The following is a 21,163-nucleotide window of genomic DNA, read 5'->3' on the forward strand; positions in this document are numbered from 1 at the left end:
AAGCCTCGCTCCCCATCAGGAGAATTGCTGGCGGAACTCTGCGATCTCTGTCAGCCGGTCGATCAGCTCGTCCTCCTGCCTGTCGAACGTGTCCTGATCGATCTCGCCACTCAGCAGGCGCCGCTCCAGGTCGGCGAGCTCGCGCCACACCGGTGTCGGGTCGTAGTACTCGTCTTCGGCCTTCTCCGCGACCCGTTGGGCGGCCCATACGACAGCCCGCATCGGGGCTACGGGAAGGGTGAGCAGGCGTGTCAGCAGTCCCATGGTTCTTGCCTCCTTTCGACTGGTTCCGAGGCCGGTCGTCACCCGTCGTCACTGAACGAAGCTGTACGGTGGCAACGGGCCGGTGAACCGGAAGTCGACGCCTTCCTCGATCTGCGCAGCGAGGCTGGCCTGCGCCGCCAGGAAGTCGCCTTTTCGGTCATCGGGCACCAGCAGCGACAGATTGAGGAAGTCCGGGCTCGACGGCGGACGGGTGACGTGCTCGCGGGCGTAGGGAATCAGCGCTTGGAGCAGTCCCGCAGCCAGCGAATGCTGGCGTTCCTGCACTTCGCGGGCGACCATTTCCCCCAGCGCGAGGGGCAGCTGAGGGTCCTGCTCGCCGGCGCGGATCCGCTCGTTGAGCTCCCTGGCCTCGGGGGAATCCTGCAGGACCTGGCGCAGCAGCTCGTCCTCGTCCGCCTGGGATGCCCTCACGTGGTATTCCGCGCAGCCGTCGAGCCGGTCCAGAGTGGCGAGGTAGCCGTCGGTGTTGTCTTCCAGGGCCTGCTGAACGGCCTGGTCGTCAGGGGCGATGTAGCCGAACTGCAACGGCAGGACCACTGCGTCGGCCATGAGGCGCTCCAGCACTTCCTGGTGCACTTGGAGGTCCCTGCGCTTGGGTCGGATCTCCTCGGAGATGTCGCTGACGACTGCACACAGCGGTCCGCCCGTGACCGCGCGCACGGCTGAGGGGTGGGAACCCACCCCGTTCAAGCCGTCGAGGTGGAGGGGATGGCCCTTGCCGGTGATCGCGTAGACGTAGAGCGCCATCGGTTACTCCCTTTCCCGCCGTACCGGGCGACGGGCGGGGCGCCGCTTCCTCGGTGCAGGTTCTTCTTCGAGCCCTTCCTCTTCCGGTTCCTCCTGCTTGGATGCGCGGCCGGACAGGGATTCGGTCACGGCGTCGACTGCGCCACTGAGCGCGCCCTTGGTCTTGCCGCGAGCACCGCCTTCCATCATGGTTCCCACGACCTCGGCGAGCTGAGCGGGTGCCTTGCGTCCTGCTTCGAGATCGAGCCGGTTGCACGCTTCGGCGAAACGCAGGTAGGTGTCGACGCTGGCCACCACGATGCGGGCATCGATCTTGATGAGTTCGATGCCCACCAGCGAGACGCGGACGAAAACGTCGATGACCAGACCGCGGTCGAGAATGAGCTCCAGGACGTCGTAGAGGCTGCTCGTACTCTTCGTGCTGGTCGTGCCCCTGCTTACGCTGCTACCGCTCTGCGGCACCATGGTCATGGCGCCTCCTTTCCCGGGCGGCCTGCTTCAGGTCGGCCGGTCGATCGTGCCTCGGGTGTACCGGCGGGTCCGTTCGTAGGAGACCAACTGCCCGTCCGGATCCAGGGCGACTTTGTAGCTGGCCATCACGCTGGTCGTGTCGGGGATGCGTTCCAGTTCCATCACTTCTACCTGCGCCTCCCAACCATCTTCGGTCGGCTTGAGCGACGACACGGAGTCCGGGGTCCGGCCGAGCAGTTGAGCAAGTTGGCCGGCCGCGGAGCGGATCGCCGAAGCCGCGTCCGGCACCCCTGCCCGCCGCTTGGGGGGGAGCGCGGCGTGCAGGCGGCCTGTCGTGTTCCGCTGCCTCCTCCGCCTGGCGGGGGCGGACTCTACGAGGACGTGCTGGGTCTGCTGCGGCCATGTGTCACTCCGCTGGGGGGACATCGCTCACCGGTGTACAGGCCGCCTGAGCGGGGCGGTTTCCACGGCTGACAGCGCAGAGCACAGCCGACACGGTCCGCAGACCCGAACGGTCTTCTGGGCGGCGACGAACAGCCCGCAAGCGCTCTGGCGAAGGGATGCAACTCATGCAGGACACGACCAAAATCGCGCTCGCGGCCGCCGTGGCCGGGGGCTACGTACTGGGGCGCACCAAGAAGGGGCGCCTGGCATTCACGGTGGCCACCTACCTCGCCGGTCGCCGTTTCGGTCTTGAACCGGGTCAGCTCATGACCCAGGGCCTCACCAAGCTCAAGGAGATGCCACAGTTCGCCGAAATCACCGACCAGCTACGGGGCGAGGCCCTGGATGCAGGCAAGAAGGCACTGGGAGCCGCAGCGAACCGCAAGCTCGCCGACCTCGCCGACTCGCTCCACCACCGCACCCTCGAACTCAGCAACGCGGACGAGAGGGAAGACGAAGAGGAGCCGTACGAGGACGAGTACGAGGACGAAACGGAGGGTGAGGACGAGGAGGGCTACGCAGAGCCGGAGGCCGAGGAGGTAGAGGAGGAGGAACCTGAGGAGGAAGAGGAAGAGGAAGAAGCGGAGGAAGCGTACGAGCCGGAGGAAGAGGAGGAAGAACAAGAGCCGGAGGAAGAACCCCCGCCCCGCAGGCGCGGCCGACCCCCGACCCGTTCCCGCACCGGTGCTGAAGCTCCTGCCCGAAGGGCCGCGCGCCAACCGAGCACCTCCAGGCCGGCATCCGCCAAGAAGACGGCGGCGAAGAAGACGCCGGGCCGCAAGCCGTCCACGCGGAGGTAGGTCGTCATGGCACAGTCAGACCGCGTCAGCGCGCAAGAACCCAAGTCCGGGTTGGACCAACTGCTCGAAGAGCTGGGCTCGTTCCTGGGTGCCCAGGCCGGGCAGCTGGCAGACAAGGCGTCGGACAAGCTGGGAGAAGTGACCGATCAGCTCCAGGACGTGGCACAGGGCAACGGGAAGCTGTCCGACGTCGCCGGCATCGGGGGGCGAATGTTGCAGGGTGACTCGCCCCTGAAGGCGATGGTCGGCCAGGGCCTCGGCGGCCTCAAGGACAAGGTGACCGATGCCGCCTCCCAAATGTTCGGCAAGGGCAAGAAGGGCCGCAAGAGCGGCGGCAAGGTCGTCAACATCGTCGAGTTCATCGACGTGGGCCTGCCGCTTCGCACCGTGTACGACCACTGGTCGCAGTACGAGGACTTCAGCGGCTTCGCCAAAGGCGTACGCGATGTCTCCCGCAACGATGACACCACCAGCGACTGGAAGGTCAAAGTGGGGCCTTCGACCCGCGGTTGGAAGGCCACCGTGCAGGAGCAGGTACCCGACGACCGGATCGTATGGACGTCCGAAGGCGCGAAGGGAACCACCCGCGGTTGCGTCAGCTTCCACGAACTCGCTCCGTCACTGACTCGGATCGTCGTGGTGGTCGAGTACTACCCTTCCGGATTCTTCGAGAAGACCGGCAACCTGTGGCGCGCTCAAGGCCGCCGCCTGCGCCTGGACCTCAAGCATTTCCTGCGGCACGTCTCCCTCACGACCGACGAGCCGGAAGGCTGGCGCGGCGAGATCCGGGACGGCGAGGTGGTCCGCACCCACGAAGAGGCACTGGAAGAAGAGGGTGCGGAGGAAGAGGCGGGCGAAGAGGACGAATACGAAGGCGAATACGAAGAAGGCGAGGAAGGGGACGAGGCGGAAGAAGACGAACAGCCCGCGGAGTACGAAGAGGCTGAGGAGGACGAAGAGGAACCGGTCGGGGAGTACGGCGACGAGGAGGAGGAATACGCGGACGAGGACGAGGTCCCGGATGAGGAGCAGGATGAGGAGGAGGATGAGGAGGAGGAACCAAGCCCTCCGCCTCGGCGGCGCCGACGGTAGACACCAGCATGCGAGAAGGGCCGGCGTAGACGTCGGCCCTTCTCGATGGATTCTCTTGAAGACCCCGTGGCTGTGCTGCTGGGGAGGAGGTCAGTGCTTCAGCGTGTCCTTGGCCTTCTGAGCGGTCTGCTTCGCATCGCCCGCCATCTGGTCGCGCGCCCCCTTCGCCTCCAGGTTCGCGTTACCGACAGCACGGCCGGTGGTTTCCTCCACTTTGCCCTTGGTCTTCTTGGCTACGTTCTTGGCCTTCTTGCCTGCCGCCATCTCTCTCACCTCCCACGCCGCTTGTGGTGCGGTCAACACGCTTTCCTGCCCCTAACCCCGGGCGAACGACGTAAGCGACCATCTACCCCAAAAAGAATTACCCTCCGGTATCTGCGCCGGCCACGCCTCAGCGTCGTGGCGGGAGCGGACTTCACGTACGCCCGGGACCCGCAGGATTGCGCAGGCAACCGAACGCGGAAGACGTCGCCGACCCCGGAGGCGGCGGCGACGTCTTCCCTGTATCTGCCGGACGGGGCGGGAAAAGGGGCTATTCGGCGCGGTGGGCTTTGTGTCGGGATACACCCAACTGCGCATTCGCGGGGAGTCGGGTCCAGCCGGTGGACCGGCGGGCGCGTTCCAGCGGGCCGTCGTGCAGCGCCTGAAGGACGGTGCTCGGCGCACTGTCGGGGGTGAGCGTGAGGTCCAGGTCGGCTTCCGGACGGCTGGTCGGGCCGACCATCCGCGCCCGCGCTTGGTGGACGCCGGCCTGCTGTCGGGCGTCAGCGGCCAGAGCGTCGCTGAGGGCTCGCTCCCGCAGTTCCACCCCGTCCACGGCGGGTGGTCCCGCGATGGGGATGTGGCCGGGGTGAGTGCGGCGCAGTTGTGCCAACAGCCACCACAGGGCGAGCAGGACGACGATGGCCAGGGCGGCGATGACCGCGGGCCACCACCATCCTTCGTCCGTCCACCCATTGTGGTCGGCGGCGTCGAACACGATGTCGTCGGGTGTGTTCAGCGGCCAGCCGTCGGGTGGTGTCACGTGCCAGCGCCGGTACAGGTCGAGGCCGCCCGCCAGTACCAGGATGCCTGTACCGAGCAGGACGATGCCCATCAGCGCCAGCAGGACTCGGTTGATGGCCGATTTCCTCTTCATGGGATCCGTTTCCTGTCACTTGCTCGTGCTCGCCAGCGCACGTCAACAGACGAGTCACTTTCGGTGCGGTCGTACCCGAACGGCGAGCCGAGGCGGGTACGCGAGGGCAAGCCGGTCGAGTTCTTCCAGCAGAGCGGCCAAGAGATCGGCCTTGACGTCGGCCGGCGCGCGGAAACGCACGTCCGCGCGCGCGGCGATGCGTTTGCGGAAGACCCGGATCCTGGCGCTGCTGACGCCGGGGACGCGCATGGCGGCATCTCGCAGAAGCAGTGCCGCGGCGTCGCGGTCCAGCACGGCGCGCATCTGCGCATCGGGGGTCTTCAGTGGCAGCTGCTGACGCAGGCCGGGTGTGAGTGCCAGGACGACCAGCCACAGGCCGAGGAGGGCGATGACGGCGCCGCCGATCTGTATCCAGAGGTCATCCAGAGGGCGGGTGGCCAGTTCGTCGGCGAGGCGCGTGCGCCAGGCGGCGGGCTTGCCGGCGCGGACCCTGGCGACGTCGAACAGGAAGCTCCCGGCCGCAGCCGCGATGAGCAGGGCTGTGATCGCGGCGGGTATCCGGCGTGCAGACCAGGGGCGCGTGACACGGGGCTGCGGGCCGGCCGGAGGCTGCTTGGCCGGTTGCCCCGCAGCGGGGGCGACCCCATCGGTCACAGTGGGCCGCTCCGTCTCGGCCGGAGGGTCTTGGTCCCGTTTCATGACGGCTCTCCTTCCCGGTGGGACTGCCGTCCGGTTCACTGCACACGTCGGTGTTCCAGCCCGCCGGAGGGAACCAGGTGCTCGATGTCGACGGTGACCTCCGTGACGCGCATCCCGGTCAATTGGCCCACCCGCTCGCTGACGTAGTGCTGCACCTGTTGGGCGGTGCTGGCGAGATCGATCGGGTAGGGCAGGTCCAGAGTCAGTCCCAGCCGCGCTGTGCCGCCGCCCACTGTGACCGAGGCGTGCGGAGCGGCCAGTTTCATCGAGCCGGGTGAGGGGACCGCGTGCTTGGCCAGGGCCTCCTGTGCGGCGCGAACCACGATACGGGCCACCACCTTCTCCGGGATCACCGTGGCGCCGCGTTCGGCCGCGGGTATGACGGGCCGGGTCGATGGGGTCGCTGCTCCCCCGGCCGGAGCAGCGGCAGGTTGCGAGGTCACCGCCGGTCCCGGGGACGCCTGAAGTCGGACATCTCTAGGTCACCCTGCACCATGCGGCCGATCACCAGACCGACCAGGCCCAGGACCGCCACGAGCAGGAACGCCCAGAAACCTCCGAAGAATGCGGCGAAGCCCAGGGCCATGCCGGCCAGCAGGCCCACGGTTGCTGCGCTCATCTCACTCACCTGAATCTCACGTCGATCGTTTCTCCTGCCCGGCGGCGGAATGCCGGGGCAGGTTGCGGCGGTCACTGCACGCGGCCCTCGCCTTCCTCTTCGTCCTCCTCGTCGGGCAGGTGGACGTCGTCGACGGTGATGTTCACTTCGACGACGTCAAGGCCGGTCATCCGTTCCACAGCCGTGATGACGCTGATACGGACTTCGCCGGCGACGTCCACGATCGCAACGCCGTACTCCACGACCACGTCGAGGTCGACGGCAGCCTCCCGCTCGCCCACCTCGACCTTCACGCCGCGCGTCACGCTGGGACGGCCGCCAGGGACCTTGTCCGTTACCGCCCCGAACGTGCGGGCCATGCCGGAGCCGAGGCTGTGAATGCCCGGCACCTCGCGGGTGGCCATTCCTGCGATCTTCTCGACGACGCTGTCGGCGATGACCGTCCGGCCCCGCGTTTCGGGGGCCGTGCCGGCGCCTGTGTGGCCCGTGAGGGCCCTGCCGGCAGGGCTCGACTCACTCCCACCCGAGGTGGGGTTGATGGTGTCCGACATGAGGACCTCCCAAGGGTGTCCGTCCGGGCGCCGATGCGGTGCCCTCTTGGGTTGGACACACCGCGGGAGCATTCCTCATGCGACTTACGTGACGCACAGCACATACCATCGAGGAGTGCGTACGCAGGCCGCGGCGACCGTCTACGGCAGAGAGCGAGCGGCGGATGCGCAACCCGACCAGACCCCCGCCCCCGCACGGCGCGGACCTCCCACTCCGGCCGGCGCCTCGGCTGTTCGTCGGCATGGCCACGGACCCGGACGGCCCCGGCGACCTGGCCGACAGCATTCTGGCCGTACGGGCTTCCGAGGGGGATGAAGAAGCCTTCGCCATCCTGGTCCGCAGGCACAGCAGCCGTCTGCTCGCCCTCGCCCGACATCTGCTCGGCAACCGGGCGGATGCCGAGGACGCCGTTCAGGACGCTTTCCTCAGTGCCTGGAGGCAGCTGCCGGAATTCCGCCACGGCGCCTCGTTCGGCACCTGGATGTACCGCATCGTTACGAACCGTTGCCTCAACACTCTGCGCCACCGGCCGCACCCGCTGCCCCTCGACGCCGTCCCCGAACCTGCTGCCGCGGATGCGGACAGCTCACCGCCCCGAATGGCTGAGACGGACGCGGCGACAGCCGCCCTGGCGCGAGCGCTGTTGGAACTGCGCCCCGAGCTGCGCGTGTGCTGGGTCCTGCGGGAGCTGCACGGTCTGCGCTACGAAGAGATCGCCCACGTGGTGGGCAGCAGCGATGACACAGTGCGTGGCAGGCTCTTTCGCGCACGACGCGCTTTGATGGAGGCGATGCGCCCATGGCGCTAGACGACCCGCACCACACCTCCAGCGCCGAGCCCGAGACCGTAGGCGCCACGAGGGCCGGAGCACCCGTGACCCCGGGCGCCGAGCTCATTACCGGCGCGGAGCTGCTGCCCTGCGGACGCCCTCTCAGCCGCGCCTGGGAACAGGCCCGCGACCCGGCCGGAGCGGCGGACGCCCACACCGTCCGCTGCCCCTACTGCCGGGAGGCTGTCGAGGGGCTGACCGCTCTGGACCGGGCCACCCGTGAGCTGCGCGCCGAGGAACAGCCCGACAGCCACAGCCTCGCCAACCGGGTCATCGACGCGGTCCGGGCCGAGGTACGACTGGGCACCATGCTGCTGCTGGACGACCCCGATCACGACCTGCGCATCTCCGAGAGCGCTGCCGCGAAAGTGCTGCGGCGGGCAGCTGATGGTGTCCCCGGCGCCCGCGCTGCCAGCTGCCGCCTGACCCCCGCCCCGGGCGAGCACGCCCTCCACGTCATCGCCATCACGGTCGCCACCGCGCTCGACCGACCGTTGCAGGAGCAGGCCGAAGAAGTACGCCGAGCCGTCCTCGACGCAGCTCACCACGTCCTCGGTCTCGCCGTCGTGGCCGTCGACCTGGAATTCAACTCCGTGCTGGAACTCCCCCACCCCCACGTACCCCGCGGTGAGCGGTCCGAGCTGAGCGAACGATGACAGCCGCCCACCGCAAGGACGTCCATCGGGCCGCAGCCCGGGCAGCCTTCGACGTTCCCGGTGTGGCCGAGCTCCAGCCCGCCCTCGCCGACCGTCTGGCCCTCGCGGCCTCCCGCGCGAAGGAAGCCGTGACGGCCGCACCCACCACCTCGCACCCCGAGGGAACCGGCATCCGCTCCGACCACACGCCGGAAGGCGGTTGGCACGTGGAAGTGCGCTGCATCCTGCACGCCGACCGCCGCGTCGTCGACGTCGCCCGACAGGTACGCGAACACGTGCGGAGCGCCATCACCGCCTGCCTCGCCCAACTCGGCGCCACCGATCGCGTCACCGTGCTGGTCACCGTCACCCGCATCGCAGGGCGTCCCCCTGGCGCACGCCCTGCGATGGCCTCCACGTCGTCCTCCAGAGGGCCGGGGCAGATGCGTTGGGCCCGGTGAAGGAGGCTGGGCAGCCCGTGCGAGCGCAGGGCCGCTCGGGCGGCGTTCGCGCCCGGTGCACCGTGGACGCCGCCGCCGGGGTGGGCGGCTGCCGAGGCGAGGTAGAGGCCCTTGACGGGGGTCTCGGGCCTCCCGGTTCCGGGGGTGGGCCGGAAGATCGCCTGCTGGTGGAGGGCGGCGGTGCCGTTGTTGATGGCGCCGCCGCGGAGGTTCTCGTTCATGACCTGGAGGGTGGTGGGGGCCAGGATGCGGCGGGCGCGGACCAGCGTACGGAAGCCGGGTGCGAACCGCTCCACCTGGGCTTCGATGCGGTCGGCCATGGCTTCTTGTTCGCGGGCGTCCCACCGGCCGGTGATGCCGTCAGGGCCCGCGTCGGACGTGATGTGCTGCGGGAGGTGGGTGTAGGCCCACGCCGATTCCGTGCCGGCGGGTGAACGGGTGGGGTCAGCCGTGGTCATCTGGCCGAACAGCGCGAACGGCTCGTCGGGCACCTGACCCATGGCGATCTGCGAGGCGAACCGGGTCAGGCCGTCCACCCCGTCGGCCACGTGGACCGTGCCCGCCCCGGCGGCCTGCGGCGCCGTCCACGGCACCGGGCCCGTCAGCGCCCAGTCGACCTTGAAGGTCGCGAAGTCCCACTGGAAGCGTTCCAGATCCCGTAGGAGGCGGGACGGGAGGTGCTCCTCGCCCACGAGGTCCCGGTACAGGGTCGGCGCCGAGGTATCGGCGAGGACCGCCCGCCGCGCGCCGACGGTCTCCCCGCCGGCTGTTCCGACACCGACGGCCCGGCCGCGCCGTACGACTACGGACGCCACCCGCTCCCCGCAGCGCAGTACGCCTCCGCGGCGCCGGAGGCGGCTCACGAGCGCCGCGGTCAGGGCGCCGGCGCCGCCGACGGGCACCGGGAAGCCGTGACTCTGTCCGAGCATCGACATCAGCCAGCCGAAGCCTCAGCTGCCGGCCGCCTCGGGGGCCAGGTCGGCGTGCAGGGCGTTCCCGGCCAGCAGGAGTCGGCCACCCTCCCCGGCGAATTCCTCCTCGCCCAGGCGGCGCACGGGCAGGGCCAGGTTCCTGGCCAGCCGCAGGCCGCCCGCGGCGCGGAGCTTCACCGCCAGGCGGAGCCCGGCACGGATCGGGGGGAAGGGAGTGAACAGAGTTTGGACCAGGTCCGGGCCGACACGGCTCCACAGGGCGTACATGGCCCGCTAGGCCTCGCCGTCGGGGGGCGCGAACGACGCCAGCCCGGCTGCCGTCTCCTGCATGCGGCGTTCGAGCGCGGCACACCGGCCGTCCACGAGGGGGTGGGCCAGTACGCGCGGTGCGTGGCTCCAGCGCAGGCCCTCGGCGGCGAGGTCGAGGCGGGCGAGGACCGGAGAGGCGGCGGCGAACGGGTAAAAGGCGCTGAACAGGTCCGAGATGTAGTCGGGGTGGACGCCGCGGTCGCTGCGCACCGCCCCGCCGGGCTCCGCCTGTGCCTCCAGGACCTCCACGCTCCATCCGGCGTCGACCAGCAGGTTCGCGGCCACCAGCCCGTTGGGTCCCGCGCCGATCACCACGGCATCAGGCATGGAGCACCTCGTCGTGCTGCTGCTCCACGACCCTGGCCAGGCGGGCCAGCATGCCTCTGTGCCGGAGCTGGAGCAGGGCTTCGACAGCGGGGTTGTGAAGGGTTCCCCCCAAGCCGCGCAGGGGGTGCTCGTCGCAGACGACGAGTGTGTCCTCGCCCCAGGGCCGGAGCTGGAGGAAGATCCTCGCCGTGCCGAGGGACTTGAACGAGGCCTCCAGTTCCAGCTCCCGGCCGGGCTCGATGTGCCGGACAGTGGTCACTCCGTCGGCCGACCAGGGGCCCAGGCGGACGGTGTAGCGCAGCCGGGAGCCGACCTCGGGCCAGGCCTGATCGAGGGGCGTGGACTCGGATGGGCCCACTACCCAGTCCCCGTACCGGGTCGGATCGGCGAGTACCGCCCAGACCGTGTGCGGGGAGTGCCGGATCAGCTGATGACGGACGGCCATGAGGAAGTCCTCCTACCGTGGCGGACGGTGCGCGTCGAAGCCCGGGAACCCGACTTCGGTTTCGGTGTTCGGGGGGCGGTCCAGCCAGCTGGAGCCACGCATCCGGTGCCTCGGTTCAGGTTCAGTGACCAAGGGCGTTCTTCAGCTGCTGCTTGGTCATCGTTGAGCGACCCTCGATGCCGCGCTTCTTCGCCTGTTCGTACAGCTGCTCCTTCGTACGTCCGGACGAGCTGCCACCCCCGTGGGACGCCTCCCCGCCGCGCTGCGACGCAGACTTGCCCTGTGTGGAGCTGCGGCTCGCCGTCTTGCTCTCTCCCGATTGGGCCCGCTCCTTGTTCACCGTTCGGGAGGCCATTTCCTTCGCACGGCTCTCGGACATGCCGCGCTTTTCTCCGGACTCCTTGATGTGCTCGTACTGGCGCTCGCGCTTGGGGCTGGATCCTCGGGGCATGGCGAAACCCTTCTAGGCGGTGTGGTGTCAAAGGTCATGGTGCGCGTACTCGGGTCACCTCGCATCTCACCGGCGGCGTAAGGGCAGCCCTTCGTTTCCCCCACCAGGCGTGGCGGACCACGCCACCACGACGGCAGCCGCTCGCTACGGTGGCGCGCTCGTCCTGGCGCTGTTTGGCTGGGGAACCCCACTCCCCGAACTGAGGATTGACCATGAGCGACAAGAGCCAACCGAGCGAGCGAGCCCAGCAGATGCGTGAGAGAGCTCAAGAGCTGGAGCAGGCGGCGCAGCGATCCACCGATCCCGCGGAGCGACGGCGGCTGACGGACAAAGCCCTGCGCATCCGGGAGAAGAGCGAACAGGAGAACGGCAGGGGCAGCGGAACCATGGACCCCATGTAGATGCAGGTGTTCTTCCCGATGCGGCTGTCTCATGAGACAGCCGCATCGCGGTCGTCGGCTTCACCCGAAGGGGGAGGCCGAGGACCGCGCGAAGGGCCTACACCTCATTCCGCGAGGTCTGCAAGGTCATCCGCACCGTCCAGCTGCTGCGCTACCCGTGCTCGCCGACGACGACAAGGCGGCAGCAGTGTCACGGAAGCCGCTGGGAGAGCCGGGCCGGGCCCATACCGTCCCTGGCGCACGGGTGGCTCAGCGTTAGTTGCACGGCGTCACGCCGCCGGTTGAGATGGAGCCATGCAACAGTCAGACTCCTCGTCCTCGGCTGACCGGCCGCTGCTGTTCATGGTGGCGATGCAGCTGGTCGTGATCTCCGGACTGCTGGGGGAACTCCGGCACGTGCAGGGAAATGAGGGTGTGACCGGTGCCCGCTGATGCGAGCCTCTCAGCGCAGGCCCCGTCCGAGGCGCCAGCGCGGGCAGGCCTGGTGCTGGCCGCGCTGATCGTCGTGGCCGGGGTCGCGAACCTGAACCTGTCGGTCGCCAATGTGGCCCTTCCGTCGATCGGCCGGGCCTTCGATTCCTCGCAGACGACGCTGGACCTGATCGCCGTGGGCTACTCACTCGGCCTGGCCGCCTCGGTTCTCTACCTCGGCGCCCTCGGTGACCGCTACGGACGCAAGCTGATGCTCCTCCTGGGCATGACGCTGTCGGTCCCGGCCTCCCTGCTTGCCGCCTACGCCCCCTCGGACGACGTTCTGTTCGCCGCCCGCCTGCTCGGCGGCATCTCGGCGGGCATGGCCTACCCGACCACGCTGGCGCTGATCGCGGCACTGTGGTCGGGACCCGGTCGAACCAAGTCGATCGCGCTGTGGTCGGCGCTCGGCGGAGGCATCGCCTCGCTCGGACCGCTGGTCGCGGGCGCGCTGCTCCAGCACTTCTGGTGGGGGTCGGTCTTCCTGATCACCCTGCCGCTGGCCGTTGTCGCCCTGCTGATGGCCTGGTACCTCGTGCCCGGCCACGTGAACGAGACGACCGGTCCGGTCGACAACCTCGGCGGAGTTCTGTCGGTCGTCCTGGTGGGCACGCTGATCCTGGCCATCAACTTCGCCCCCGTCCCCGGCAAGGGAGACCTCGCCCTGGTGCTGGGCGCCCTCGCACTGGCGGCCGTAATCGGATTCGGCATCCGGCAGCGCCGAGCACGCAATCCCCTGTACGACCTGCACGTCGCCCGCCGCCGGATCTTCTGGGTGGCGGCCTGCGCCGGCATCATCGTGTTCGGTGCGCTGATGGGCTCCGCGTTCGTGAGTCAGCAGTACCTCCAGAACGTGCTCGGCTACTCGACACTCGGCGCCGGGGCGGCGTTCCTGCCGGCGGTCGTCTTCATGGTCCTCGTCGCACCCCGCTCCGCCAAGCTGGTCGAGAAACGGGGGGCCCGCTTCACCCTGCTCACCGGCTACGTGTTCCTCTTCCTGGCCTTCGGCTGGATGCTCCTGTTCTGGAAGGAGAACAGCTCCTACTGGCAGATCGGTCTGGCCTACGTCCTCATCGGCATCGGCGTGGGGTTCGCGGGCACGCCGGCCTCGCATTCGCTCACCGGCGCGGTTCCCGTCCGCAGGGCCGGAATGGCCTCGGGCACCGCCGACCTGCAACGCGACCTGGGTGGCGCCATGATGCAGTCGATCTTCGGGACGCTGCTCACCGCCGGCTACGCCTCGGCGGTGTCCGCCGCCGCCGCCGCATCACCCGACAAGGAACAGATCACGACCGGCGTTGAGAACCAGCTCACCAAGTCGTTCTCCAGCGCCGCAGACGTGGCTCAGCAGCATCCGGAGTACGCGGGCCAGATCATCGCCGGGGCCAAGTCGTCGTTCCTGTCCGGCTCCGACTGGTCCTACGCCGCCGGATTGATCTCCATCCTCGTCGGGGCAGCCGTCGTGTTCTTCCTGTTCCCCAGGCATGAGCGCGAGCGGCAGCTCCTGGCCAGTTACCAGGCCGAGGACGCATGACAGGCGCGCTACCGCGCCACCTGCGGGACGCGCACACGAGCATCGAACGTGGTTCGCGTCCATTGTTCCCAACAGGTAGGCGAGCGGTGTCTCGTAGAAGACGGAGTGGCGCGCTTGACGACGAGGTACGAGGTCTCGTCCGGCCGCACCGGCTCGACGAGCGCGTGGTGCAGACCGGCGAGGGCCGCCGCCGAGGCCGGCTCCGGTTCGCTACCAGCGATACCAGCGTCCACCACCGCTCTTCGGGCGGGCGACGAACCCGATCAGCCAGAGCACCAGGACGGCGATCGCGATCCACCAAAGAATCTTCACCGCGAAGCCCGCTCCGAAGAGAATCAGAATGAGCAGAAGGACGAGAAGCAGGGGAACCATGATTATCAACCTCCGATACGACGTGTGCCCGGCTCTTCATCTCTCACACCTAGGAATTGATGAAGCACCTGCCTGCCGGATATGAAATCCCCGTCCGGCCCATTTCCCGTCGGAACGCGGGCCACCGATCAGCCGTACGGGTAGCCGGAAAGCATGAAGACCACATCGAACACTCCGCTACGCGCTGTCGCGCTCGTCTGAACCCTGTCCGCGTCCCCCGCTCCGTCCAGCTCCCTGGTCAACAACGCTGCTTGCCGGACGGCGCAGCCCAATGGGATCGCGGCGCTCACGACGGGCAGTTCGGCCGGGTGATGAAGACCCACCTGTACGGGATCCGCCGCTCCTCAAGCGGGGAATCCGGGTCAGCCCGGTCGCGCCCGGGCCCGCGGGTCTCGGACTTCAGTCAGAGGGGGTCGCCTCGGTGATCAGGCCGATCAACCGGGGCAGACCGCCTACAGCCAGGGCGCGGCGCTGGCGGTCGGCGGGGGTGCCTTCCTGCAGGAGTCGGTGGACGAGGGAGCTGACCTCGCGGAGATCACCGGCGTCCTCCAGGGCCGGCGTGATGTGGCGCAGGAGGGAGCACAGCACATCGCCGCTGCTGTGGGGGTGGCCGTGCGGATCCACCAGGGTGCTGTTCAGACCGTGCCGGGCCGCATGCCAGTCACCGGCCTGCAGCAGCTCCTGCGGGCTCAGGTCCGGTGGTGTGCCCGCCTTCTCCTCAGCCATGGCCGTGGCAACGAGCGCGCGAACGATGCCGGCGAACATGACGGCGTCGTCGGCACGCAGTTGAACGTCCAAACACCGCACCTCGATGGTGGGAAAGCGTTCGGACAGCCGCGCCTGCCAGTACACCTGCCCCCTGTCAGCGATCATTCCGGACAACACCAGGCCCTCCAGGCGCCTCTCGTAGTCGGAGAAACCTCCGAAAACCGGCGGAAGACCGCTCACGGGCCAACGACCGAAGAGGATGGTTCGCCAGCTGGCGAACCCGGTGTCCCGCCCGTCCCACAAGGGTGAGTTCGCAGACATGGCCAGCAGAGTCGGCAGCCAGCCCCGGATCCGGTTCATCACCGCGACGCCCGTATCCGGATCGGGAACCGCCACGTGGACGTGCATCCCACAGATCAGCTGCTCGTCAACCAGTTGCCGGGCCTCCCCCTCCATCTTGAGGTAGCGCTGCGTCGGAGTCACCGGCACGGGCAGGGGCCCGCGCAGCGGCGCCGCACCCGTGGCCGCGATCCGGCAGCCGTTCGCCTCTGCGGCGGAGGCGACCGCATGGCGCAGCCGCAGGAGATGGCCCCCCACCTCGTCCAGGGTCGTGCACACCGGAGTGGCCACCTCGATCTGGGCCTGCAGCAGCTCGCCCTGGACCTCGTCACCCTCTGCGAGGGGTCCGAGACCGGCCGCACGGCGCACGTCCTCCACGAGGGGCGCCGGCAGCCCGGTTGCTGGATCTACCAGCAAGTACTCTTCTTCGACGCCAACCGTGATCACCTGCTGCGGCTGCCCGGATGCACCATGATCACTCCTAAGGGCGTGGGCGGTCTGCTCCCCCACGGCATGAGAGGGCAGCCGCTGTCTTGAGGCTCGCCCTTTGCGCGGATTCAAGCAGGTACCCGGGCGAACGGGCTGGTGCCGAGGCCGGCCAGGAGATCGGCCGGATCGCGGTACACGGCGACCGCTCCGGCCTCCTCAAGGTCTTCCCGGGGAATTCCGCCGCACAACAAGCCGACGACGGCCACGCCGGCCCGCTCGGCCGCCTTCATGTCCCAGACGGAGTCTCCGACGAACACCGCGCGTCCTGGCGGCACCTTCGCCAGATCGAGGGCGTGCTGGACGGGGTCGGGTGCGGGCTTGCCCTGTTCGACGTCGTCGGAGGTCGCCGTGTCGGTGATGGCGTCATCCGCACCGATGGCTTCGCGTAGAGCCTTGAGTTCCCTGTCTTTGGCCGAGGTGACGAGCAGGACCTTCCATCCGGCCTGTGACAGTGCGCGCAGTAGCTCTGCGGCCGAGTCGAAGGCGGGGAGCCGGTCGAAGTACGTGGCATACAGGGTGTCGTGGGCGACGCTCAGCCGGTGATCGTCGGAGTGGTCTCGGTCCTCGCCGAGGAGGTGATCGAGGAGGTCTTCGCCGGGTAGGCCGATCGCCCGGTGGACGGCGTGCATGGGCACGTGGTGCCCGGCCTGCCGCAGGGCTTCCCACCATGCGGTGACGTGAAGGTGGTTGGTGTCCGTGAGGGTGCCGTCGACGTCGAAGAGAGCAGCGCGGTTCATGGTCGTGGCGTCCTCACAGTTTCCGCAGGGCGGGCAGCAGCTTGGCCTCGACCCACTCCAGGAACGGTTCCTGGTGGTCGCCGCGCGGCGTCGCGGCGGGCCAGCCGGCGCCGATGATGGGCTCGTCCAGGTTCTCGCCCGAGCCGAGGCCCAGACGGGAGCGGCCCTCGGAAAGGATCTGCAGGGTCGTCGCCTTATGCGCGACTACCGCCGGGTGGTACCGGAGGGTCGGGCAGGTCACGTACGTCATCAGTGGGATCCGGGAGGTCGCCTGCGCGGCCGCACCGAGAACGCTCCAGGCGTACGGAGCGTGCCCCTGCGACTCCAGCCATGGGGACGAGTGGTCCGAGATCACGGAGAAGTCGAACCCCGCCCGCTCCGCGCCCACGACGTGGGTCACCTGCTCACGCGGTCCGGCCTGCTCGGTCATCTTCGTGTACCCGATTTGCACCATAGGCAGCGCCTAGCCGCCATCGGGCCGGGCGAAACCTCCCCCAAGCGCGAGCCTTCGTATGGCCCAGTGGCTGATGGTGCCCCGCGGGGCCGACCACGGGGGGCGGTCCGACGACCGGCCGGGTGACCTTTGCCCCTGCTCACGGCCGCGTACTGCGGCCACGGACTCGCGCGCGGGCAAGGATGCGCGGACCCGTTCCCCGATTCTTCGCGGATGGAGTTCTCCGTGCTCGAACGCAAGCAGCTCAAGGGCCGTACCCAGGTCACCTTCATCCTCCCCGAGGACGATCCGGACGGCCCGGTCAGCGTCGTCGGGGACTTCAACCACTGGAACCCCGCCGCCCACCCCCTCGAGTCCCGCGGCGACGGCACCCGCGCTGCCAGCATCTCCCTGCCCGCGCACAGCGCCCATTCCTTCCGCTACCTCGCGGCCGGCGACTACTGGTTCGACGACGAACACGCCGACAGCCACGACGGCCACAACAGCCGCCTCCACACCTGACCCCCACCACACCGCGTGAGTCCGGACGAAGGTGCGACTCGGGGAGCCCGGTGGGACGCTCGGCTCCTCATCGAGCCAGGAACTCGTGAAGGAGCCTGTCGAGGTCGCGGAACTCCTCTCCGCCGCCGATGACGGCGTACGTCTGCTCCAGGAAGCCCATGAGCGCGCGGGCGTCCACGAAGAGGACCGCTTTCCCTTGTCGCTCGGCGCTCCGGCGGCGCAGATCGACTCGGAGTTCGTCGACACCGGGTCCCTTGTGGGGGCGGAACTTGTGGGGGCGGAAAGCGACCTCGCCCCCACCCACCGGACGATGGAGTCCCTCGGCCAGCATCTGCCGGTCGAAGTGCCAACGTGCCAGGATGCGGGGGCCGTCGAAGAACACCGCCTGCACCGCGCACGGGTCGGCACTGTCGTAGGAGAAGCGGGCGAGCAGAGGCACATGACCTGTCGCCGCATCGAGGCGTACAACGATCAGAGCGGACACGCAGGACATCGATAGGCCTCCTGGACGGGCTGGACGGGCTGGACGGTTACACCCGTCTGCCCCGCTTCGCCCTTGCCACACTCGACCGATCGAGAGAACGCCGGATAACGCGACCCCTGGGCCGCATCTACTCCACGATCGAGATCGGAAGAGTGGCGCCGTCTGCGGCGAAGGGGTCCGCGTCGGTCGTCTGCTTCCAGACCCGCACGTACCTGGCCTTCGCTGCCCAAGCGCCGAGATCGGCGGTGTCGGCACTGTACTGCTGCCACGTGGTGCCCTGCGCAGCCGTGTCGAGCACAGAGGTGACCGGCTTGGACGCCCACACGGTGACGTGGGTGACCCCCTGGAACTGCTGCTGGAGGGGGTTGTCGGGGTCGGCGGGCTCGGCGGGGGCCTTCAAGGAGCCCAGCCGAGCCAGTCCGAGGTACGCCAGCGAGTACGCCACCGCGCCCTCGCTCTCGTCCCACCCGTCGGGCCGCACCGTGACAGCATTCCCCTGGTAGTACGTGGAGTCGTACAGCGTTGCTGTGAGGGTCGGGGTATCTGTCATGTCTCTACTCTCGCAACCCGGGAACGTGCGGTGCCCTGCCTGTCAACAGCGATCATGGCAGGGAAGGCGAGCCAGCCCGGGCCGGCTCACGGGGCCGCGTCGAAAGCGGCGCAGCAGGGAAGCTCGCACCACCCGGCCACCAGGCATCCGCGAACAGCAGAGTTCGGGGTTCGCACCTGAGTAACCGTCCGTGGGCTCATCAGATGCGCCCGCCGGTGAGCTTCGAGATCGGTCCGCGCTGGCGTAGGCCCGCACGGCGGCCCACGGTGTAGGCGGCGGTCACGACGAGAGCGCCGGCGGTGGCGCCTCCGGCCGCGACGGCCTTGCGGGCCCTTACCGCGGTCCAGAGCCGTCCGCCTCGGCCGACAGCACCGCGGACGGCCTGCGCGGCGGCGCCGGTCTTCTCCGCCAGTACGGCGGGCAGAGTCGTGAGCGTGCCTGCGGAATCGCTCGCCGCGTCGGAAGCCGCCTTCACTCCGTCGCGGGCCGCGCTGGCGGCCTGGGAGTCGGTCTTGGTCCCGTTCGTGGAACTACGGGACGTGAAAGGATTGTTGGTGGACCTCTCTGACTCAGTCATGTTCTCGCGTGTGACCGAAACCGCGTACGGTAAACCCGTCGCTCACAGGAGCCCGCCCAGAGGCCCGAGGCCGCTGTTGAGGTTTTCGGGCTGGAGCCGGAGCGAGTGGCCGCGAGGACCACACGCCCGTCAAGCGGGCTGGGCCGGCGCGGGCGCCATCCCATGGACCCGGCGAAGTCCTGCCTGGCCCACCACCTCCAGAACCAGTGACGGCGGATCAAACGTGGCCGGCCAGGTGGCGGCGTCGCTACGGCCGAGTCGGCCCCATGGCCACCCGTACCGCTCCCCTTGCCCCCAGCCAGCCAGCGCAACTACACCGCCTCTTCACCCGCGAACGCGTCGTCATCGCGGTCGAATTGGGCTGCCCACCGTGGGAAACCGAACCGTGCATGCTCTGCGCGGAACGCAGAACGCAGACACCCTTATGGCCGCTGGAGCGCTGGAGCCCACTCACGTGCCCTGGGGCTACGACACGCGCCGTGCCGTAGCCCCGGTCCTGCCGATTCCAGCCGCCGCTTGTGTCAGGCGATCACGTTGAGGGCACGGTACAGGGCGTAGAGGATCGCCGGCAGCGCTCCGATCAGACCTGAGACCGCGACGATGACAGCGGGGAGTCGGTGCGTGGTGCGCAGCGATTTCACCAGGTGGCCAACAAGCGCGAAGTAGGCCAGCGAAATGATCACGCCGGCCAGCAATCCTGTCGATGAGCTTGCGAAGTGCATGAGAGTGCACTCTCCTAACGTCCGATTGCCCAGTCCGTGATGGCATCGACACGCTGCGAGAGTTGCGTCAGCGGACCCTTGGCTAGAGGGACCTCGGCACCCTTCGACGGCGTGACGACGCTTCGAAGGTAGCCCAAAGTCCGCCCTGCGCAATAGAGTTGCGGAAACTGGATACGCCAAGGACCCCGGGAAGCCATCCCGGGGTATCCTCGCGACGCATGGTCCTCCGGACTGGGCAGTCTGGTGGTGGACGTCAGTTCACCCATGCTGGGCTTCGGAGATATACGAACGATGTACGTCCTGCATACAAACACACAGGGCCCCGTCGGAGAATGGTGGTGCGAGGCCAAGTGACGGCAGCAGACACGGCGGATCTCAGGTTCGCGGTGCTCGGCCCGGTCCGAGCCTGGCGCGGCGCCGAGGCCCTGCCCACCGGCACCCCCCAGCAGCGCGCCCTGCTCGCCGCACTCCTGCTGCGGGACGGCCGCACCGCCACCATGCCGGAACTGATCGACGCGATGTGGGGCGAAGCCCCACCGCCGCAAGCTCTGGCCGTCACGCGCACGTATGCCTCACGGCTGCGGAAAGTGCTCCCGGCTTCGTACCTCGTGAGCGAATCCGGTGGCTACGCCCTCAGGCTGCCCCCGGGTTCGTTGGATCTCGACGTCGCCCGCAGTCTCGCCGCCGACGCCGAGAAGGCCCGCGCCGCGGGCGATCGCGCCCTCGCCTGCACGTTCCTGGCCCGCGCCCTGGACCTGTGGGACGGCGAACCCCTTGCCGGGGTCCCCGGCCCGCACGCCGAGACCGAGCGCACCCGGCTCGCCGAATGGCGCCTCCAACTACTGGAGGCGCGCCTCGACCTCGACCTGGAGGTCGGCCACCACGCCGAGGCCGTCTCCGAGCTCACCGCCCTCACCGCCGCCCACCCGCTGCGCGAACGCCTGCGCGAGCTCCTCATGCTAGCCCTCTACCGCAGCGGCCGGCAGGCCGAGGCGCTCGCCGTGTACGCCGACACCCGCCGGCTCCTCGCCGACGAACTCGGCGTCGAGCCCCGACCCGAACTCGCCGCGCTCCAGCAGCGCATCCTGAACGCCGACGCGGAACTCGCGCACGCCGAGGAACCGGGCCCGGCCGCCGCGCCCGTACGCGTGAGGCCTGCCCAACTCCCCGCAACTGTTCCCGACTTCACGGGTGCCTCCAGCTTCGTCGAGGAACTAGGCACCATCCTCTCCGCCGGCGCCGAGGACCAGGTCATGGCTATCTCCGCGCTCGCCGGCATCGGCGGCATCGGCAAGACCACCCTCGCCGTGCACGTCGCCCACGCCGCCCGCTCGCACTTCCCCGACGGCCAGCTGTACGTCGACCTCCACGGCACAGGGGTCCACCCCGCCGAACCGGAGGCCGTCCTCGGCGACTTCCTCCACACGTTGGGTGTCCGTGCTGCTGATCTCCCTGACAGCTTGCAGGCGCGGTCCGCTCTGTACCGTTCGCTCCTCGACGGGCGCCGCGTCCTGGTCCTGCTCGACAATGCGCGCGACGCCGCCCAGGTCCGTCCGCTGCTGCCGGGCACCGCGGGCTGCGCCGCCCT

28 protein-coding genes and 2 pseudogenes are annotated in these 21,163 nt (G+C 69.1%); 9 read left to right on the plus strand and 21 right to left on the minus strand.

The genetic code is table 11. From position 1 onward, the window contains the following. Positions 1–15: 15 nt before the first annotated feature. The 4 genes from ABZZ20_RS31315 to ABZZ20_RS31330 are packed head-to-tail and all read right to left on the minus strand — an operon-like array spanning position 16 to position 1,929. Positions 16–264: a gas vesicle protein GvpG gene (locus ABZZ20_RS31315; protein WP_356875429.1), complete on the minus strand. Its 249-nt coding sequence runs from the start codon at positions 262–264 to the stop codon at positions 16–18. 48 nt (positions 265–312) lie between these two features. After that, a complete protein-coding gene (locus ABZZ20_RS31320) occupies positions 313–1,032 on the minus strand; it encodes a GvpL/GvpF family gas vesicle protein (RefSeq protein ID WP_356875431.1) in 720 nt (239 codons plus the stop codon). 3 nt (positions 1,033–1,035) lie between these two features. Further along, entirely contained in the window at positions 1,036–1,503 is a 468-nt protein-coding gene (gene gvpJ, locus ABZZ20_RS31325; RefSeq protein ID WP_356875433.1) for a gas vesicle protein GvpJ, read from the minus strand. Positions 1,504–1,530: 27 nt separating this feature from the next. Continuing rightward, positions 1,531–1,929 (minus strand): gas vesicle protein, encoded by a 399-nt coding sequence (locus ABZZ20_RS31330; protein ID WP_356875435.1) that lies wholly within the window; start codon positions 1,927–1,929, stop codon positions 1,531–1,533. Between the two features lie 143 nt (positions 1,930–2,072). On the opposite strand from ABZZ20_RS31330, the gene ABZZ20_RS31335 reads away from it, so the two are divergent. Together ABZZ20_RS31335 and ABZZ20_RS31340 are read left to right on the plus strand one after the other, a co-directional pair. Continuing rightward, positions 2,073–2,747, plus strand: a complete 675-nt coding sequence (locus ABZZ20_RS31335; protein WP_356875437.1) for a histone protein — start codon at positions 2,073–2,075, stop codon at positions 2,745–2,747. Between the two features lie 6 nt (positions 2,748–2,753). Beyond that, a complete protein-coding gene (locus tag ABZZ20_RS31340) occupies positions 2,754–3,839 on the plus strand; it encodes an SRPBCC family protein (RefSeq protein ID WP_356875438.1) in 1,086 nt (361 codons plus the stop codon). Positions 3,840–3,929: 90 nt separating this feature from the next. On the opposite strand, the gene ABZZ20_RS31345 is transcribed toward ABZZ20_RS31340, so the two are convergent. From ABZZ20_RS31345 to ABZZ20_RS31370, 6 genes are all read right to left on the minus strand, one after another. Further along, positions 3,930–4,103, minus strand: a complete 174-nt coding sequence (locus ABZZ20_RS31345; RefSeq protein ID WP_356875440.1) for a CsbD family protein — start codon at positions 4,101–4,103, stop codon at positions 3,930–3,932. 268 nt (positions 4,104–4,371) lie between these two features. Further along, on the minus strand, positions 4,372–4,977 hold the full coding sequence (amaP, locus tag ABZZ20_RS31350; protein WP_356875442.1) for an alkaline shock response membrane anchor protein AmaP: 606 nt from the start codon (positions 4,975–4,977) through the stop codon (positions 4,372–4,374). A 54-nt stretch (positions 4,978–5,031) separates the two neighbouring features. Beyond that, positions 5,032–5,676: a DUF6286 domain-containing protein gene (locus tag ABZZ20_RS31355; RefSeq protein ID WP_356875444.1), complete on the minus strand. Its 645-nt coding sequence runs from the start codon at positions 5,674–5,676 to the stop codon at positions 5,032–5,034. A 35-nt stretch (positions 5,677–5,711) separates the two neighbouring features. Continuing rightward, positions 5,712–6,119, minus strand: a complete 408-nt coding sequence (locus tag ABZZ20_RS31360; protein WP_356875446.1) for an Asp23/Gls24 family envelope stress response protein — start codon at positions 6,117–6,119, stop codon at positions 5,712–5,714. Further along, complete coding sequence (locus ABZZ20_RS31365) at positions 6,116–6,295, minus strand: DUF2273 domain-containing protein (protein ID WP_356875448.1); 180 nt, start codon at positions 6,293–6,295, stop codon at positions 6,116–6,118. Before ABZZ20_RS31365 ends, ABZZ20_RS31360 begins: the two co-directional genes overlap by 4 nt. Positions 6,296–6,366: 71 nt before the next feature. Next, the gene (locus ABZZ20_RS31370; protein WP_356875450.1) at positions 6,367–6,846 is read right to left on the minus strand and encodes an Asp23/Gls24 family envelope stress response protein; all 480 of its coding nucleotides are present in this window, start codon (positions 6,844–6,846) and stop codon (positions 6,367–6,369) included. A gap of 242 nt (positions 6,847–7,088) precedes the next feature. Between ABZZ20_RS31370 and ABZZ20_RS31375 the strand changes: the two genes are divergently transcribed. Both ABZZ20_RS31375 and ABZZ20_RS31380 read left to right on the plus strand, forming a co-directional pair. Next, a complete protein-coding gene (locus ABZZ20_RS31375; protein WP_356875452.1) occupies positions 7,089–7,655 on the plus strand; it encodes a sigma-70 family RNA polymerase sigma factor in 567 nt (188 codons plus the stop codon). Then, entirely contained in the window at positions 7,646–8,332 is a 687-nt protein-coding gene (locus ABZZ20_RS31380; RefSeq protein WP_356875453.1) for a hypothetical protein, read from the plus strand. The genes ABZZ20_RS31375 and ABZZ20_RS31380 overlap by 10 nt, the downstream gene beginning before the upstream one ends. A gap of 463 nt (positions 8,333–8,795) precedes the next feature. On the opposite strand, the pseudogene ABZZ20_RS31385 reads toward ABZZ20_RS31380, so the two are convergent. The 3 genes and pseudogenes from ABZZ20_RS31385 to ABZZ20_RS31395 all read right to left on the minus strand — a co-directional run. Beyond that, positions 8,796–10,340 (minus strand): annotated as a pseudogene (locus tag ABZZ20_RS31385) (NAD(P)/FAD-dependent oxidoreductase); the annotation flags it as partial. Next, entirely contained in the window at positions 10,333–10,785 is a 453-nt protein-coding gene (locus ABZZ20_RS31390) for an SRPBCC family protein (RefSeq protein ID WP_356875455.1), read from the minus strand. The gene ABZZ20_RS31390 and the pseudogene ABZZ20_RS31385, both read right to left, overlap by 8 nt. 121 nt (positions 10,786–10,906) lie before the next feature. Next, on the minus strand, positions 10,907–11,236 hold the full coding sequence (locus ABZZ20_RS31395; RefSeq protein ID WP_356875457.1) for a Rho termination factor N-terminal domain-containing protein: 330 nt from the start codon (positions 11,234–11,236) through the stop codon (positions 10,907–10,909). Positions 11,237–11,448: 212 nt separating this feature from the next. Here ABZZ20_RS31395 and ABZZ20_RS31400 point away from each other — a divergent pair, with 212 nt between their 5' ends. The 3 genes from ABZZ20_RS31400 to ABZZ20_RS31410 all read left to right on the plus strand — a co-directional run bounded on the left by ABZZ20_RS31400 (position 11,449) and on the right by ABZZ20_RS31410 (position 13,642). Beyond that, positions 11,449–11,637 carry a DUF6381 family protein gene (locus ABZZ20_RS31400; protein ID WP_356875459.1) on the plus strand — a complete coding sequence of 63 codons (189 nt, stop codon included), beginning with the start codon at positions 11,449–11,451 and terminating at the stop codon, positions 11,635–11,637. Between the two features lie 294 nt (positions 11,638–11,931). After that, positions 11,932–12,069: a hypothetical protein gene (locus ABZZ20_RS31405; RefSeq protein ID WP_356875461.1), complete on the plus strand. Its 138-nt coding sequence runs from the start codon at positions 11,932–11,934 to the stop codon at positions 12,067–12,069. Further along, complete coding sequence (locus tag ABZZ20_RS31410; protein ID WP_356875463.1) at positions 12,059–13,642, plus strand: MFS transporter; 1,584 nt, start codon at positions 12,059–12,061, stop codon at positions 13,640–13,642. The genes ABZZ20_RS31405 and ABZZ20_RS31410 overlap by 11 nt, the downstream gene beginning before the upstream one ends. A 210-nt stretch (positions 13,643–13,852) precedes the next feature. Here ABZZ20_RS31410 and ABZZ20_RS31415 read toward each other — a convergent pair whose 3' ends face one another. From ABZZ20_RS31415 to ABZZ20_RS31430, 4 genes and pseudogenes are all read right to left on the minus strand, one after another. Continuing rightward, the gene (locus ABZZ20_RS31415; RefSeq protein ID WP_356875465.1) at positions 13,853–14,014 is read right to left on the minus strand and encodes a hydrophobic protein; all 162 of its coding nucleotides are present in this window, start codon (positions 14,012–14,014) and stop codon (positions 13,853–13,855) included. Positions 14,015–14,413: 399 nt separating this feature from the next. After that, entirely contained in the window at positions 14,414–15,508 is a 1,095-nt protein-coding gene (locus ABZZ20_RS31420) for a glutamate--cysteine ligase (protein ID WP_356875483.1), read from the minus strand. 110 nt (positions 15,509–15,618) lie between these two features. Further along, positions 15,619–16,287, minus strand: coding sequence for an HAD family hydrolase (locus tag ABZZ20_RS31425; protein WP_356875466.1), 669 nt, complete (start codon positions 16,285–16,287; stop codon positions 15,619–15,621). A 46-nt stretch (positions 16,288–16,333) separates the two neighbouring features. Further along, a pseudogene (locus tag ABZZ20_RS31430) lies at positions 16,334–16,741 on the minus strand (LLM class flavin-dependent oxidoreductase); the annotation flags it as partial. 213 nt (positions 16,742–16,954) lie between these two features. Here ABZZ20_RS31430 and ABZZ20_RS31435 point away from each other — a divergent pair. Then, complete coding sequence (locus ABZZ20_RS31435) at positions 16,955–17,242, plus strand: isoamylase early set domain-containing protein (RefSeq protein ID WP_356875467.1); 288 nt, start codon at positions 16,955–16,957, stop codon at positions 17,240–17,242. Positions 17,243–17,309: 67 nt separating this feature from the next. Here the strand turns inward: ABZZ20_RS31435 and ABZZ20_RS31440 are convergent, their stop codons facing one another. The 4 genes from ABZZ20_RS31440 to ABZZ20_RS31455 form a co-directional block, all read right to left on the minus strand. Next, complete coding sequence (locus tag ABZZ20_RS31440; RefSeq protein ID WP_356875469.1) at positions 17,310–17,735, minus strand: SsgA family sporulation/cell division regulator; 426 nt, start codon at positions 17,733–17,735, stop codon at positions 17,310–17,312. A gap of 118 nt (positions 17,736–17,853) precedes the next feature. Further along, positions 17,854–18,276, minus strand: a complete 423-nt coding sequence (locus ABZZ20_RS31445) for a hypothetical protein (RefSeq protein WP_356875471.1) — start codon at positions 18,274–18,276, stop codon at positions 17,854–17,856. A 199-nt stretch (positions 18,277–18,475) separates the two neighbouring features. Continuing rightward, positions 18,476–18,853 carry a hypothetical protein gene (locus ABZZ20_RS31450; protein ID WP_356875473.1) on the minus strand — a complete coding sequence of 126 codons (378 nt, stop codon included), beginning with the start codon at positions 18,851–18,853 and terminating at the stop codon, positions 18,476–18,478. A 521-nt stretch (positions 18,854–19,374) separates the two neighbouring features. After that, positions 19,375–19,575 (minus strand): hypothetical protein, encoded by a 201-nt coding sequence (locus ABZZ20_RS31455; protein ID WP_356875475.1) that lies wholly within the window; start codon positions 19,573–19,575, stop codon positions 19,375–19,377. A 350-nt stretch (positions 19,576–19,925) separates the two neighbouring features. Here ABZZ20_RS31455 and ABZZ20_RS31460 point away from each other — a divergent pair. After that, a partial coding sequence (locus ABZZ20_RS31460) for a BTAD domain-containing putative transcriptional regulator (protein ID WP_356875477.1) occupies positions 19,926–21,163 on the plus strand: 1,238 nt, incomplete at its 3' end.

The sequence above is a fragment of the Streptomyces sp. NPDC006430 genome, from assembly GCF_040612395.1.
Lineage (GTDB): Bacteria > Actinomycetota > Actinomycetes > Streptomycetales > Streptomycetaceae > Streptomyces.